Source organism: Paraburkholderia solisilvae (genome assembly GCF_902859875.1).
Classification (GTDB): domain Bacteria; phylum Pseudomonadota; class Gammaproteobacteria; order Burkholderiales; family Burkholderiaceae; genus Paraburkholderia; species Paraburkholderia solisilvae.
In genome coordinates, this window is the sequence record NZ_CADIKF010000027.1 from 23,639 (window position 1) to 37,481 (window position 13,843).

Consider the following 13,843-nt stretch of genomic DNA (forward strand, 5'->3'; position numbering starts at 1 on the left):
CGCGGGCTATGCGCCCAACGCGACCGCTTCACCCGTTTGCGTCGCCAGCATCTGATGGATCTGCGCGACCACCGCCGCACCTTCGCCGACTGCCGCCGCCACGCGCTTTGTCGATCCTGCGCGCGCATCGCCAATCGCGTAGACGCCTTCGACGGAAGTCACCAGATCGCAGGCCGAGTCGGCGCCGGTCAGCACGAAGCCCTTCGCATCGAGTTGCACGCCGCACGTGCGCAGCCACGCGGTGTTCGGATCGGCGCCGGTGAACAGGAACAGATGCCGCGCGTCGAAACGGTCCTTGCCGGTGGGCAGCGGCGACTTCAGACCGATCGTCGACAGGCCGCTTTCGTCCGCGTCGAGCCAGCCGATTTCCGTATGCGGATGAACCGTCACGTTCGGCAATGAACGGATCCGGTCGATCAGGTAGCGCGACATCGTCGCTTCGAAACCGCTGCGGCGAATCAGCACATGAAGATGCGCGCAGTGCGACGCCAGATAGACGATGCCTTGCCCCGCCGAATTGCCGCCGCCGACCAGCACGGCTTCCTGTTGCTTGCACAACTTCGCTTCGACTGGCGACGCCCAGTAGTAGATGCCGCGGCCGTCGAACCGGTCGAGACCTTCGATCGACGGACGCCGGTAGACCGCGCCGCTTGCGATCACCACCGAGTGCGCGCGCACATTGCCGTGCCGGATGCCGGCATTGCACGTGAGTTCGAGGCGGTGCGGCCGTTCTTCGCAATGCAGCGCCTTGACCTTGAGCGGAATGGCGACGTGCGCGCCGAACTTCTGCGCCTGCACGAATGCTCGTCCGGCGAGCGCCTGTCCGGAGATGCCGGTCGGAAAGCCGAGATAGTTTTCGATGCGCGAGCTCGCGCCTGCCTGGCCGCCCGGCGCGCGGCCGTCGAGCACGATCACCGACAGGCCTTCCGACGCCGCATAAACCGCGGTTGCGAGCCCGGCGGGGCCGGCGCCGACAACCGCGACATCGTACACGTGCTTTTCGTCGAGATCCGGGAGCATGCCGAGGCATGACGCGAGTTCCGGGTCGCTCGGGCGGCGCAGCACGCTGCCGTCCGGGCAGATGACGAGCGGCAGGTCTTCCGGCTGCGCGCCGAAGTGCTCGATCAGGCGCAGCGCGTCTTCGTCGCGCTCGTTGATCACCGAATGCGGATGGCCGTTGCGCGACAGGAAGCTTTGCAGCGCGACGAGCCGCGCGTCATAACTCTTGCCGAGCAGGATCGGGCCGCCTGCGCCTTTTTCGATCAGCGCGACGCGCCGCAGAATCAGCGCGCGCATGATGCGCTCACCGAGCTCGGCTTCCGCGACGATCAGCGCGCGCAGGCGTTCCGGCGGAATCAGCACCGCGCTGACCGGTTCCATCGCGACGCCGTCGACAAGCGCGAGCTTGCCCGACAGCTGCCCGACTTCGGCGAGGAATTCGCCCGCGCCCTCGTGCTGGACGACGAGCGTCTCGCGGCCGAGTCCGTCGTGCTGCGTAATGCGAACCGTGCCCGACAGCATCAGGATCATGCCGGGGCCGGTGCGGCCCGTCTGAAACAGAAACTCGCCCGCATGCCAGTGATGCAGTTCGCCGAAGCGCTTCACGCGTTCGATCTCGGCTGACGTGAGCCGCGGGAACATCTGATGACGCCGCGTCGACAGCGTCGAGAACGGCGCGTCCGCGACGACTTCGCCGCCTTGTACTTCATCAACGCGGGTTGCTGCAAGCATCGGACTGCTCCTTACTTCGGTTGCATCAGGATGTGAGGTGGCCGCGCGCATGCGCGACCGTTCGCCGACCGGACCGCGCGGACGCCGCGCGATACTACACGGCCTTCGGCGAGATGCCGACGTCGTCGACATGCGGCGCGGGCTCGTCGCCCAGCGATTCGAGCTGACGGCCCGAGTCGCGCCATGCATCGAGGCCGCCGAGCAGCGGCAACACGTCGGTGAAGCCGGCGTCGGTCAGCTGTTTCGCCATCCATGCGGCGGACACTTCGTTCGGGCATGAACAGTAGATCACGAGCTTCTGGTCGCGCGGATAGTTTGCGACGATTTCATCGAGCTGGCGTTCATCAGCGAACTTCGAGCCGGGAATCACGAAAGGATCGAGCTTGCGCTTTTCTTCCGACCGGATATCGAACAGCACAGGTGTTTCTTTTTTCAGCATCAGATCGTACAACTCGTCGACACTCATGCGCGACGACGCGAGCTTTTTGAGCAACTGGCGCCGGCGCGTCCAGCGGTACGCGGCGTACAGCAGCAAAAGCCCGAGCACGATCAGCGCCGTCAGTTTGCCGAGGCGGCCCGCTTCGGCAAACAGCATGTCGAGTTGTCGCGCGAACAGCGCGCCGAGCGTGAGGCCGAGACCGGACCACAGCGCCGCGCCGATGCTGTCGTAGGTGAGGAACGTGCGGTACGGCGTACCCATCGCGCCCGCCATCGGGATCGAGACGATCGACAGGCCCGGCACGAACTTCGCGACCGCGAGCACGCGCACGCCCCAGCGGCCGAAAAACCGCTCGGTCTTCTTCACGCAGGTGTCACGCGACAGCGACAGCTTGCACAGCGTCTTCAGCGTGTTGCCGCCATAGATACGGCCGGCGACGTACCACGCGCTATCGCCGATCAGCGTCGCGAAGATTGCGAGCACCAGTACAGAAAACAGTTGCGTTCCCACAGTTGCGGGGTTCATGGCGGCCATCGCGCCGAACAGCACGAGGGATGGCATCGCGGGCACGGGCAGCCCGATCGATGCGGCGAGTACGTTGACGAAAACAAGCGCTGGCCCGTATTGCTCGACGAGGTCGTGTAGCATCGGTTTACTTTTCGCGGCCGTCCTGGGCCGCTATCGCGTCAGGTAATTAGGGATTATGGACGCATTTCCGCCACGCGCAAGCAAGGCTGCAGAGCGCCCGTCAATATTGGATGACCTGCTTTGCCCGCGCCGCAAAAATTGATTCAGGCGTGTGGCCGGCACGGCGTCCTGCCGCTGTGCCAACGCGCTCCATAGTATGTCCGGGTGTGCGGCGAAAAACGACGGGAAACCACGGAAAAACTCGAGTAAGCAACGTTTCGCTTGCCGTACGGCGCGTAGGCCATACGGCAAGCGGAATCGGGGTGACGCCAGTTGAAACGGAACGGCTGAAGCGCGACGGAGCGGGCGCGAGAGGGATGGTTGAGGATGCGGCTCGCGAATGCGATGCCGCCGGCCGTTCAGGTTCCCTGTCGGTGATGGTTGTGTTGTTCGCCCGGCAACTCGGCGCCGTGCGCGCGAATGGCCGCGATCAGTTCAGCCGGCGTGATTTCGTAACGCACTTCGCGGTGAATACCCGGTTTGCGTTCGTCGACTTCGACGAGAAGAATGCCTTTACCGTCTTCTGTCGCTTCGAGCCGAAGTGTGCGCATTTCGCGCCCGGTCGCGTCGTCGTACTCGGTGAGCAGGGCCATTGCCCCGGAAGACCCGGTGGTGCGCATCGAAAATATCCTCATCCGTTATAGAACAAGCATTGTACGGGGAGCTTCGCCGTTCTGTCGCGCGACCCGGCAGACTATGCGCGGCGCAAGCAACTCGAATGCTGAAGCCAGTTTAACGCGACTTGCCGCGCCGCCCGTTGCATTTTTTGTGCCCCGATGCGGTGCGCGTCACACTGTTGCGTCAGGGCGGCCCCGCGCGTTTTATCGGCGCCGTTCAATCGGGCGCCGCCAGATCGCGCGCGCGCGCGGGCGCATCGGCAAGCAGGAAAAACTCGTCCAGCTGCGGCGGCGCCACGTCGGTGCCGGCCAGCATCGCGTGCGCCTGGCCGCGATGGTGAATCTGATGAACGAACAGATGCGGCAGCACTGTGCCGACCGTCTCGCGTTGCACGCCGACCTCCGGCCCGCGATCGATCAGCACGTCGCGCTGCAGCGCCGCGTCGTCGAGCGCGTCGCACCAGCCGGTGAGCGCGCGGTCGAGCGCGCGCTGCGCCGGCCACAGGTCCGCGCAGCGCGGGTACGGTACGTCGCTGGCGAAGATCGCGAGGCCTTCGCCGCCGTTGACGAGCGCGTCGTAGTAGTAACGGTCGACCAGCAGGATGTGGTTCAGCGTCAACTGCAGCGACGGAAAGAAGCTGACGCGGCGCCCGGCGAAGGCCTCATCGGACAACATGAGGCAGGCGCGATAAAGGCGCGCATTGGACCACGCGTTGTTGCGAGCCATCGCGGCCAAGTGCGCCGGAAGCGCGGCGACGGGGGCATGCATCGCGATCCTCCTGCTGCCGGTTATTGAAAGACACGAAACGCACTCGCAGCAACCGCTGCGCGTCAGTGCGGTTCCGACAACGGCGCTCGCGCCGGTCGAACGAGCCTAACACTGTTCGATGACTATTCCTGGTCGGACGCAGCGTCTAATGCATGACGATGCAGGGCGGCTCGCGACTTGTCTGTGCGGCCTGTACGTTGTTAGGAAATTTTTGCGGCACGGTAGTGGTGACCAGGTATTTATTGCTTTATGGCTTTGCTTGCGCTGCGATGGCGTGGCGGGATCCATCGTGCCGTGCGCACATCCATTCGAACGGCATGCATCGACAGCGACGCGACCACAGGCCATCGTAGCGACTCGTCATCGCACGACAGCGGCGGCAATCCCGATGTCCGGCGCGGCGGCCGATAAAAAATAGCCCGTCCACAAGGGACGGGCCGCGAAAACGCCGTTGTTACTCGGGTCAGCCGGCCCGCACACACTTCGGGACGCTGACCATTTCATGCTGACGGGTCAATCGATGTTTGTCGAGGTGGGGCTTACGCCGATCCATCAGACATAACATCGCGAGGCGGGTAGAAACGGCCTACACTGAATTCACCCTGTTGCCCGCGGACGGTCGCGCTCACGCAGTGGTTTGCGAGCGAAGCGAGACGCGCACGTTGCCGCGGCGTACCTCATCGGCGCTAACGCGATGCCCAACATCCTCGACCGCACGCAGGAGTCGCTTGCCGAGGCATTCGCCTCCCTCGCCTCGAATGCGCGGCGCCAGCAGCGGCTGTACTTCGCGACCATTGTCGTGCTGATCGCGATCGTCACACTATCGGCACTCCTTCTCGCCGTGCTCGCGATCGACAAGCAGCTGGATCTGCAGCGCAGACTCAGCACGCAGAATGCGTCTGACATTTCGCTGTTTTTTCATCGCAGCGTCGCGTTTCTGGTGCGCACCGAATTGACGGTGCAGTTCTATCATCAGACGCAGGACGCGCATGATGCGCCGCACGACATGGTCCGCGAGGTCGCTGAATCCGGCGTGGCGGTTGGTCAGTCGACGGCGCCCGATATGCTGTTCGACGTGATCGTGTCGGAGCGCACGCGCGCGGCGTGGGGCGACCAGTTGAGTACGCAGTTGTGGCGCGTGGCCGAAGCCGCGCAAGCGACCGGTGCGACACGCGAAGCGTTGGCGTTGCCGTTTCAGGTGACGCTGATCGGGCTTGACGGCGACTATGCGGCGATCCTGCCGCCCGTCGCCTCGCACGCGGATGCGAAGGCGCCTCGGCTCGATGCGGGGCTGGCGGCTTCGTTGCGCGAGACCCTGCTCGGCACGCTGGCGGCGCAATTGGGCAAGCGCACGCTCGACAAGGGCGAGCACGTGCTGGCTGGACCGTATATGGATCCGCTGCTGGGCGTGCCGGTCCTGTCGATCCTGAGTATCCAGCGCGCCGGCGACAAACCGGTCGCGCTGATCGCGATCACCATTCCCACCAGCGCAATACTCGCCGATCTCAGCCAGCCGCCGCATTCCGCGACACTCCTGTTAGGCTCGATTCAACACCGCACGATTGCGTCCAAGCCGCCGCTTGCGCCGTCGCTGACGCAGTGGCTGCGCGAACTCGGCGACCGCACGCCCGTCGGCGATATCCGCTATACGCTGCGCGGCGCCGTATTCGTCGATGCGGTCACGCCCGGTCGCGGTCTCCTCGTCAGCTATGTGTCGTGGCGCGCGATCATTGCCGCCGCGGCGCTGCAACTCGGCGTGATCGCTGTGCTCGGACTGTTGCTGGTGACCGCGGTGGCGTTGACTGCGAAGTTCTGGGGCATGCGGTTGCTGCGCATCTGGCACGAGGAGGCACTGCATGCACTGGAAAACGAGACGATCAATCATATCGTCGTGAGTGCGACGCCGGTCGGGCTGTGCATCGTGCGGCAACATGACTTTTCGATCGTCGCGTCGAACCAGCTTGCGCGCGATCTGCTGCATCTGGGCGACGCGACGGGGTTGCCGCCGCATATCGCGGCCGCCTATACGGAATGTCGGCTGCGCACGTCGGCGTCACCGTCCGGCGACACGCAGTCGGCACGCAAACAGGCGGAGTTTCTGGTGTCCGCGCTGCCGGGGCAGACCGATGCGCCGGACGCGCAAATGCTGCAAATCAACTATGGCGCCGCGCGTCACGACGGCGAAAACGTGCTGTTCTGCGCGATTCTCGACATCTCTGTCAGCCATCGGCTCAGCCAGCAGTTGCGCGTGGCGCAACGCAAAACCGAAGAGATGATGCGCGCGCAAAGCAATTTCTTCGCGGCGATGAGCCACGAAATCCGCACACCGATGAACGCGCTGCTCGGCAATCTCGAACTGTTATCGCGCAGTCCCGGACTCGAGTCGCACGAGCCGAGGGTGCGCGCGCTCGGCATGGCGGCGGACGGCTTGCGGCGCATCGTCAACGATATTCTCGATTTCTCCAAGATCGATGCCGGCATGATGAAGCTCGTCAGCGAACCATTCAGCCCGCTGGAGGACCTCGAGAGTCTCGCGCTGTCCTATGCGCCGCTTGTCGAAGGACGGCCGCTGAATTTTCATGCGCACCTGTCGCCGGCATTGCATCGAACCTGGTGCGGCGACCGCACGCGCATCGTGCAAATCGTCAACAACCTGTTGAGCAATGCATTCAAGTTCACATCGAGCGGAAAGGTGACGCTAAGCGCGCGCATGCAAACCGATGAACAGGGACGCAATACGCTTGTCTGCCGTGTCAGCGATTCGGGAATCGGCATGGACGCGCAGCAGGTGGCGCGGATCTTCAAGCCGTTTGCGCAGGCTGAGCCCGGCACGGCGAGCCGCTTCGGCGGGACCGGCCTCGGTCTGTCGATCTGCGTGCGGCTGTGCGAATTGATGGGCGGAAAGATTGCCGTTGAAAGCGTGCAGGGCGTCGGCAGCGCATTCACGGCGATATTGCCGCTTGCGGTGGCATCCGAATCTGCTGCGAGTGTCGCGGAGCGTGACGCAGCGTCGTTGCACGCAACTTCGCGCGGCAGCGCCTTCGTGCTGTGTCAGGAGATCGCAACCGCGCAATGGCTTGAAGAAGTGCTGACGCAGCAAGGCTGGCAGGCGACCTGCATGACGTCGCTTGCGGCGGCTGCGACGTGGCTGCGCGTGAACCGGCCCGCGTTCATGATCGTCACCGGCGAGTACCGCGACGACGCGATTGCGGCGTTGCGCGCGCTGCTTCCGGTTGGCGTCGTATGGATGACGGCGGCTGGCCCGCTGAACCCGGTCACACGCGGCGAACGCGTGTTCGAGGTGAGTGGGTTCAGTCAGTGTGCACTCGCTGCGACGATCGAGCTTGCTGTGAGTGACGACGGCGGCGCACGCCCAGAAGCCGTGGGCGTCGACACTGCTTCACGCGACGAGTCTTCGCTTGAAGCGGCGTCGCATCCGGCAGCCGCCGGTATGCGGGCGGTGGATTCGTCAGCGTTGAGCGGCATGCGCGTGCTGGTCGCGGAAGACAACCCGTTGAACCAGGCGCTCGTCACCGAGCAGTTGACGACGCTCGGCTGCGTGCCGATTGTTGTCGGCGACGGCAAACAGGCGCTGGCGGTGCTTGCGCAGACCGACGCGGATCTCGTGCTGACCGATATCCATATGCCGGCGATGGACGGTTACACGTTGATGGCGGCCTTGCGCGAAGCGCATCCTGCGTTGCCGGTGGTCGCCTTCAGCGCGGTCACGGGTGCGGAGCAGGCGCAAGAATGGCGGCAGCGCGGCTTTGCCGGTTACATTCCGAAGCCCGCGTCGTTGCAACAATTGCAGACCGGCCTGCTCGCGCTGCGCGTGGGCGCCCGCGAAGCGCAGCCGCACCACGCCGCCGACGAGCCTGATAAACCCGCAACGTTCGGCCACGACACACTCGATGCGTCCGACAAATCGCACTATCTCGCGATGTTGAAGGACCATCTGACGACCGACTTGCCGAAGCTTGCAGGCATTGTCGATGCGGGCGACCGCGCGGCGCTGCGCGACTGGGCGCATAGCGCGGGCGGCGCGTTCTTGATTGTCCACGAGCCGCAATTCGCCGAGCGGTGCCGCGAACTGCAGCGCATGTGCGATGCGGCGGACACATGGACGCCCGCTATCGCGCAACTCGCGCAGGAATTGCACGACGCGTTGCGCAGTCACTTCGGGCTCGATGAGCCGTCGCTGCACTGACTCGAAACAGAGTCTCCCACTTCAGGACACGCCCGCAGCCATCACCGGCCGCTGACCGGCACCGGCGGCGCACCGATCTGCCGGTACGGCGCCGCCTTCAGAAAGGCTTCATGCGTATCGCACTTCGCGATGATGCGGTCGATGGTCGGGGTGTTCGGAATCGATATCTGGAACACGCGCATCACGGCGATGATGCTCGCCAGAGCGATATCCGCAAATGTCGGCGAATCGCCGTGGCACCAGATGCCGGTACCGGTCTCGGTGGCAAGCCGCCTCTCCGTGGCGCGAATGCCTGCGCCGAACCATTGAATTTGCCAGTCGCGCCACGCGGCGAGATCGAAACCGGCGCGCTCCATCAGGTAGTTCTTCACGCGCGGCACGACGAGCGGGTGGGTATCGGCGGTCAGCATCGACGAGATCGAGCGGACCCGCGCGCGCCCGCGGGGATCGGACGGCAGCAGCGGCGGGGTCGGTTGCAGTTCCTCGAGGTATTCGAGAATTGCAAGCGATTGCGTGAGCGGCTGCTGTCCCGGCTCGATCAGCGTCGGCAGCGCGCCGAGCGGATTGACCTTCAGGAACTCCGGGCTTTGCTGCTGACCGGCATCGAGATCGATCGTCATTTCCTGCGCGTCCATTTTCTTCAGGTTCAGCGCGACACGTACACGATACGTGGCCGACGATCGCCAGAAACCGAATAGTTCAAATTGGCTGCATTCAGACATGATTGAATTCCTGGGAGAAGTTTGAGCGTGGTTAGGATAAACGCCGCCGTATTTGTTTGCATTGCTTCGTTAAGCAGGCCGGCCAACGTTTAACCTTACATTTGCACGACTTCGTTTATGGGTGGAATAAATGCGCAAAGCCCGTGTTCGCCCCTTTTGCAAATCTTACGCAAAGGTAGGTTTCATGAACGAACGACCGTTTTCGTTGACCGAACTCCTGCGCCATCCCGCCCAGCATGCCGGAGAAATCGGCAGACTGTGTGCGATCGGTTTAGTGGTGCTCGCGGTGGGCGGCGCTTTTGTCTATGTCGCGGGTTTTGCCGCGCCAGACCGGCTCACGCCGCAACACATTGTCAATAAATTCGAAACATATTCCGGGGTGCATCCGGGTTTCCGGCGCAATCACGCGAAAGGCGTATGCGTAGCAGGATATTTCGAAGGCAACGGCAAGGCGTCCGGCATTTCACGTGCTGAGGTGTTCGACCCGGTGCGTACTCCGGTGATCGGGCGCTTCGCCATTCCCGGGCCGAATCCGATGACACCCGACGGCGGTCCGCCGGTGCGGAGTTTCGCGCTGGAATTCCAGTTGCCGAATCATGCGCAATGGCGCACCGGGATGAACAACACGCCGATATTCGTGGTCAATACACCCGAGGCGTTTTATGAGCAGCTCGCCGCGGGCAAGCCCGACCCGGCCACCGGCAAGCCCGATCCGGCGAAGATGAAGGCGTTTTTCGCGGCGCATCCGGAAACGCAGCCGTTCCAGACATGGGTCAAGGCACATCCGCCGTCGAGCAGTTTCGCCAATGCGGCTTACTACAGCATCAACGCGTTCAGGGCGATCGATGCGGAGGGCAATACTTCGTTCGTGCGCTGGGCGATGGTGCCCGAAGTGCCTTATGCGCCGGCGAAGCCGAGCGGCAACGCACCGGACTATCTGTCCGAAGAGCTTTCGAGCCGGCTCGCACAGGGGCCGTTGCGCTGGCATCTGATTCTGACGGTGGCCGCGCCGGGCGACGTGACGGACGATGCGACCCGGGCGTGGCCGGACGATCGCAGGCAGATCGATGCGGGTACGTTGACCATCGAACGCGAAAGTGCGCAGGCCGATGGCGACTGCCGCGACATCAATTACGATCCGACCGTGCTGCCCGACGGCCTCAAGCCATCCGACGATCCGCTGCTCGCGGCGCGTTCGTCGGCATACGCGGTGTCCTATGATCGTAGGCTTCGTGAGGAAGCTCATATGCCCGCAGGGCAGATTTCGTCGATAGAAGGCCATCAATGAAAGCAGGTCATGTTCATTTCAGTTTGCCCGCGCGTTTCTTCCATTGGCTGATGGCGCCGTTCGTGATTGCAATGCTGTTTATCGGCGTGGGGATGGTCGCCACCGTGTCGCGACTGCACCTGACGTTGATCGCGATCCACCGGCCGCTCGGCATTGCGATTTTCGTGCTGGTGGTGCTGCGGCTGATCGTGCGCATCACGCACCGGCCGCCGCCGTTGCCGGCCGACATGCCGGGCTGGCAGCGCTGCATGGCGCTCGGCTCGCATTGGGTGCTGTATCTGCTGCTGTTCGCGATGCCGCTGATCGGCTGGTCGATGCTGTCGGCCGGCGGTTTCCCGGTGCATATGTTTCCTGGTTTCGATCTGCCGCCGATCGTGCCGCAGAACCCGCGCCTTTATGCGTTCCTGCGCGGTGCGCATACGTGGCTCGCGATGCTGCTGTTCGTCACTTTCCTCGCGCATCTGGCCGCGGCTATGTTCCATGGTCTGATTCGTCGCGACGGCGTGTTTTCCAGCATGGCGCGCGGCAATCGAGGCTGAGTGGCCGAAACCGGAATGCGTGATCGGCCTCGCCGAATCGTTCGTTAAACCAATGATGCGCAAGGATGACCGGCACAGCGGTTACCGCTGGCGCAAATTGACGCGGCGGCCGGTCACGGGCTGATGGATCGACCGCGCAGCCAAAGCGCCACGTATGCGGAACAGACCGGTGGTGTCGGGTTATCTATCGGGCGAGCCGCGTCACCCCACGTTGCGCTTCGGGCCGTGATGTTTAGCGCTTGCTGAATCGTCCGGCCGCGTTGCGATGCGGCGCCGTATTGGCTTGCATCGTTTTGCGGCAACGCCGCGGACGCCTTCTTTGCGAATTCCTTCCGAATAGCCTACATTGCTGGAAATCATGGCCATATGATGGCAATAACGTGCAGCGAGGAGGCGAACATGAAACGAAGGATCATACAAGCGCTGTTGTTGGCGGCCGGCATGGCTGTCGCCACTTCACCCGCATTCGCACAGAACGACACCGCTGCGGCCGCGCCGTCGACCAATGCCAAGTCGGTGAAACAGGCTGACCGGGCGTTGGCCAAAGCCGTACGGCGTGCGTTGGGCAAGACCCCTGGCTTCGATGTATCCGGCGTGTTCGTCAAGGCGCGTAACGGTGCGGTGACGCTGAGCGGAAGCGTCAAGGACGGCTCGCAGATCAGCCAGGCCGAAGAGGTCACGCGCCAGGTGCAGGGCGTGACGTCGGTGTCGAACAAGCTGACGCTGTTCCACGGTGGGAATGGTTAGGCTTGCTTGCGTTGTTCTGGCGGCGGCGATGCTGAATCGCAGCCCGCTGCGCTACACGGCATTCATGAACAGGAGTCGCCCTGCCCGGTTTGGGCAGGGCGACTCCTGCGCGTCCATCTTTTGTGGACGCGGGCGCTGTTGTTGATTGGGCGCGGCGTTATCGACCACGGTCAGTGTGGTGCGCTGCAGTCCAGCAATCACTTCCTCGGCTTTTTCACGATTTCCGATAGCTCTGACATGTCTGTGCCGGTGAGTCTCCTGAGCGTGTCGGCTGTCAGATCCTACGTTCTGCCCGTGGGCCATGCGCTGTAGGTGCCCCGACACGAATCCACGGATTACCCCGGCGACCGCGACGGTGGATGTTTTGTCGCCTGGCAGTCACAAGTAAATCGGCACGCTTGCGGCATACAACATCGAAGTCCGAAACGCTGGCCGGCGTGGATCCGGCAGACACAGCAGAGGGAGATGCGATGGCACGTTCAGGCACCCTGCGTATGCGCATCGCCGGCATGGCGGTCGTGCTGGCGGGGGCATGCATGCTGTGGCATGCGCCGCTCGCGTATGCGCAACAGCCCGCGTCATCCGGCGGTGCAGTCGAACGCAAGAACTGGTTCAGCGATCCGTTTTTCGAACTGTCGCATGCAATCGCGGACTGTCCGGTCCCGCTTGGTCCGTTGATGACCCGCGCGCAGATGGAGGACGACGCGCACTACCGGGTCGAACGCGGCACCACCTGCTGGCTCGCGCATCAATGCACGAAGCCCAATTCGTATATGTATGACCAACCGATCGCCGATGCGATTCATGCGCGTTTCAGCGACCCTCACCCGTTTGACGGCACCAGCCTGTGGATTACGGTGCAGCGCCGCTTCGTCTATGTGGAAGGCTGCGCTCCGGCGTCGTTCGATGGGCAGGCGATGCGCCGGCAACTCGAGGCGATTCCCGACGTCGAGCAGGTCTTTATCCGCATCGGGTCGGGTGCGCACGCGCCGGCCCCCTACAAGACCCTTGCCGCACCTGACCGGCCGGCGAGCACGAGCGACGCGCAGTGACGCAATGCAGCGCGCACATGGCACAATCCTGAAGTCGAAAAACAAGAGGTCCTATCGGGGTTGCCTATGAAACGCAAAAAGGTCTTTGCGGTGCGCGCCGGTCGTGCGTTCAGTCCGTTCCGGGCGGTGTACGTGGTTGCCACGCTGGCGGCGGGTGCCGCATTGGGCGGATGCGGCAGCAGCGCGCCGTTGTTCGCGTCGGATGGCAGTCCGACTACGGTCGTCCAATGTCAGAGCGGCTCAGATTCCTGCGAGCAGCAGGCGGCGGCCAACTGCGGCGGCGGCGGGTATGAAGTGGTCCGTCAAACCGTGGAAAGCGGCGTTCGCAGTCTGCTGTATGCATGCAAACACAAGTAATGGCGAAGCGGCGCGATTGCCGGGGTTACGGTAAATCAGGCGCCGCTTTTTATATCGCTGTTAATTACGGCTGACTCTCACGCAAGGCATATTCTGCGCGCATAAATCTGTCGGCATCCGGGTTTATCCCCCGGCGATGCGGCTTCTTCCCGGCGCCCGCGCGTGTTCCACTTCGAATTCCTCTCGATACGGCATTTTTACCGATCTGTGCGGTAGTCAGTAGCGCCTTTCCGTGCGGCGGCCAACGGACAGGTGCGGGCCGCCGCTTTACATTCGTTTGCAGTCGTTCGCCGCGACGATGCGTGTGAGATAAAACCCACATGCTGTTTCACGCAATACCGGAAAAGACGTCTGAAACGAACAATAAAGCTCGTGAAACGGTGAGGGCGATTTTTTACAACACCGTTCGCGCAATAGTCGAGTGACTCGACATATAGACAATACGGGGAAGGCGATGAATCACGATCAGATCGAAAAGGATATCGAGCACCTGGAGCGGATAATGTCTCGCATTTCGCCGAATGACGGCATTCCGTTGTCTTATTGGCGAAATCGCATCAATTCGGTCTCCAGCGCGGTATTGGTTCCGGCGCAGGCGGACCGCGTCAAGAAGCTCAGCGAAGCATTGAAGGCGCTCGAGGCGAGGGCGCGCAAGAGCTGATCTCATTCCTTTCTCCGGGCAATACAG

The 13,843-nt window shown here is 63.2% G+C and carries 11 protein-coding genes; 6 read left to right on the plus strand and 5 right to left on the minus strand.

The features are described from left to right. Positions 1-6: 6 nt before the first annotated feature. The 4 genes from HV675_RS17550 to HV675_RS17565 form a co-directional block, all read right to left on the minus strand. On the minus strand, positions 7-1,731 hold the full coding sequence (locus HV675_RS17550) for an FAD-dependent oxidoreductase (protein ID WP_175112201.1): 1,725 nt from the start codon (positions 1,729-1,731) through the stop codon (positions 7-9). Positions 1,732-1,825: 94 nt separating this feature from the next. Further along, complete coding sequence (locus HV675_RS17555) at positions 1,826-2,818, minus strand: DedA family protein/thiosulfate sulfurtransferase GlpE (RefSeq protein WP_175112202.1); 993 nt, start codon at positions 2,816-2,818, stop codon at positions 1,826-1,828. Positions 2,819-3,216: 398 nt separating this feature from the next. Then, a complete protein-coding gene (locus HV675_RS17560) occupies positions 3,217-3,477 on the minus strand; it encodes a hypothetical protein (RefSeq protein ID WP_175112203.1) in 261 nt (86 codons plus the stop codon). A gap of 214 nt (positions 3,478-3,691) precedes the next feature. Beyond that, positions 3,692-4,243: a DinB family protein gene (locus tag HV675_RS17565; protein WP_175112204.1), complete on the minus strand. Its 552-nt coding sequence runs from the start codon at positions 4,241-4,243 to the stop codon at positions 3,692-3,694. Between the two features lie 694 nt (positions 4,244-4,937). Here HV675_RS17565 and HV675_RS17570 point away from each other — a divergent pair. Further along, the gene (locus HV675_RS17570; RefSeq protein ID WP_175112205.1) at positions 4,938-8,450 is read left to right on the plus strand and encodes an ATP-binding protein; all 3,513 of its coding nucleotides are present in this window, start codon (positions 4,938-4,940) and stop codon (positions 8,448-8,450) included. A gap of 41 nt (positions 8,451-8,491) precedes the next feature. Here HV675_RS17570 and maiA read toward each other — a convergent pair whose 3' ends face one another. Beyond that, positions 8,492-9,172, minus strand: a complete 681-nt coding sequence (gene maiA, locus HV675_RS17575; protein WP_175112206.1) for a maleylacetoacetate isomerase — start codon at positions 9,170-9,172, stop codon at positions 8,492-8,494. Positions 9,173-9,389: 217 nt separating this feature from the next. Between maiA and HV675_RS17580 the strand changes: the two genes are divergently transcribed. The 5 genes from HV675_RS17580 (at position 9,390) to HV675_RS17600 (ending at position 13,816) form a co-directional block, all read left to right on the plus strand. Then, the gene (locus tag HV675_RS17580) at positions 9,390-10,460 is read left to right on the plus strand and encodes a catalase family peroxidase (protein ID WP_377700713.1); all 1,071 of its coding nucleotides are present in this window, start codon (positions 9,390-9,392) and stop codon (positions 10,458-10,460) included. Next, positions 10,457-10,999, plus strand: a complete 543-nt coding sequence (locus tag HV675_RS17585; RefSeq protein WP_175112208.1) for a cytochrome b — start codon at positions 10,457-10,459, stop codon at positions 10,997-10,999. The genes HV675_RS17580 and HV675_RS17585 overlap by 4 nt, the downstream gene beginning before the upstream one ends. Before the next feature lie 399 nt (positions 11,000-11,398). Then, positions 11,399-11,746, plus strand: a complete 348-nt coding sequence (locus HV675_RS17590) for a BON domain-containing protein (protein WP_175112209.1) — start codon at positions 11,399-11,401, stop codon at positions 11,744-11,746. A gap of 470 nt (positions 11,747-12,216) precedes the next feature. Beyond that, on the plus strand, positions 12,217-12,798 hold the full coding sequence (locus HV675_RS17595; protein WP_377700705.1) for a BON domain-containing protein: 582 nt from the start codon (positions 12,217-12,219) through the stop codon (positions 12,796-12,798). Positions 12,799-13,609: 811 nt separating this feature from the next. Beyond that, entirely contained in the window at positions 13,610-13,816 is a 207-nt protein-coding gene (locus HV675_RS17600; RefSeq protein ID WP_175112210.1) for a hypothetical protein, read from the plus strand. Positions 13,817-13,843 lie beyond the last annotated feature (27 nt).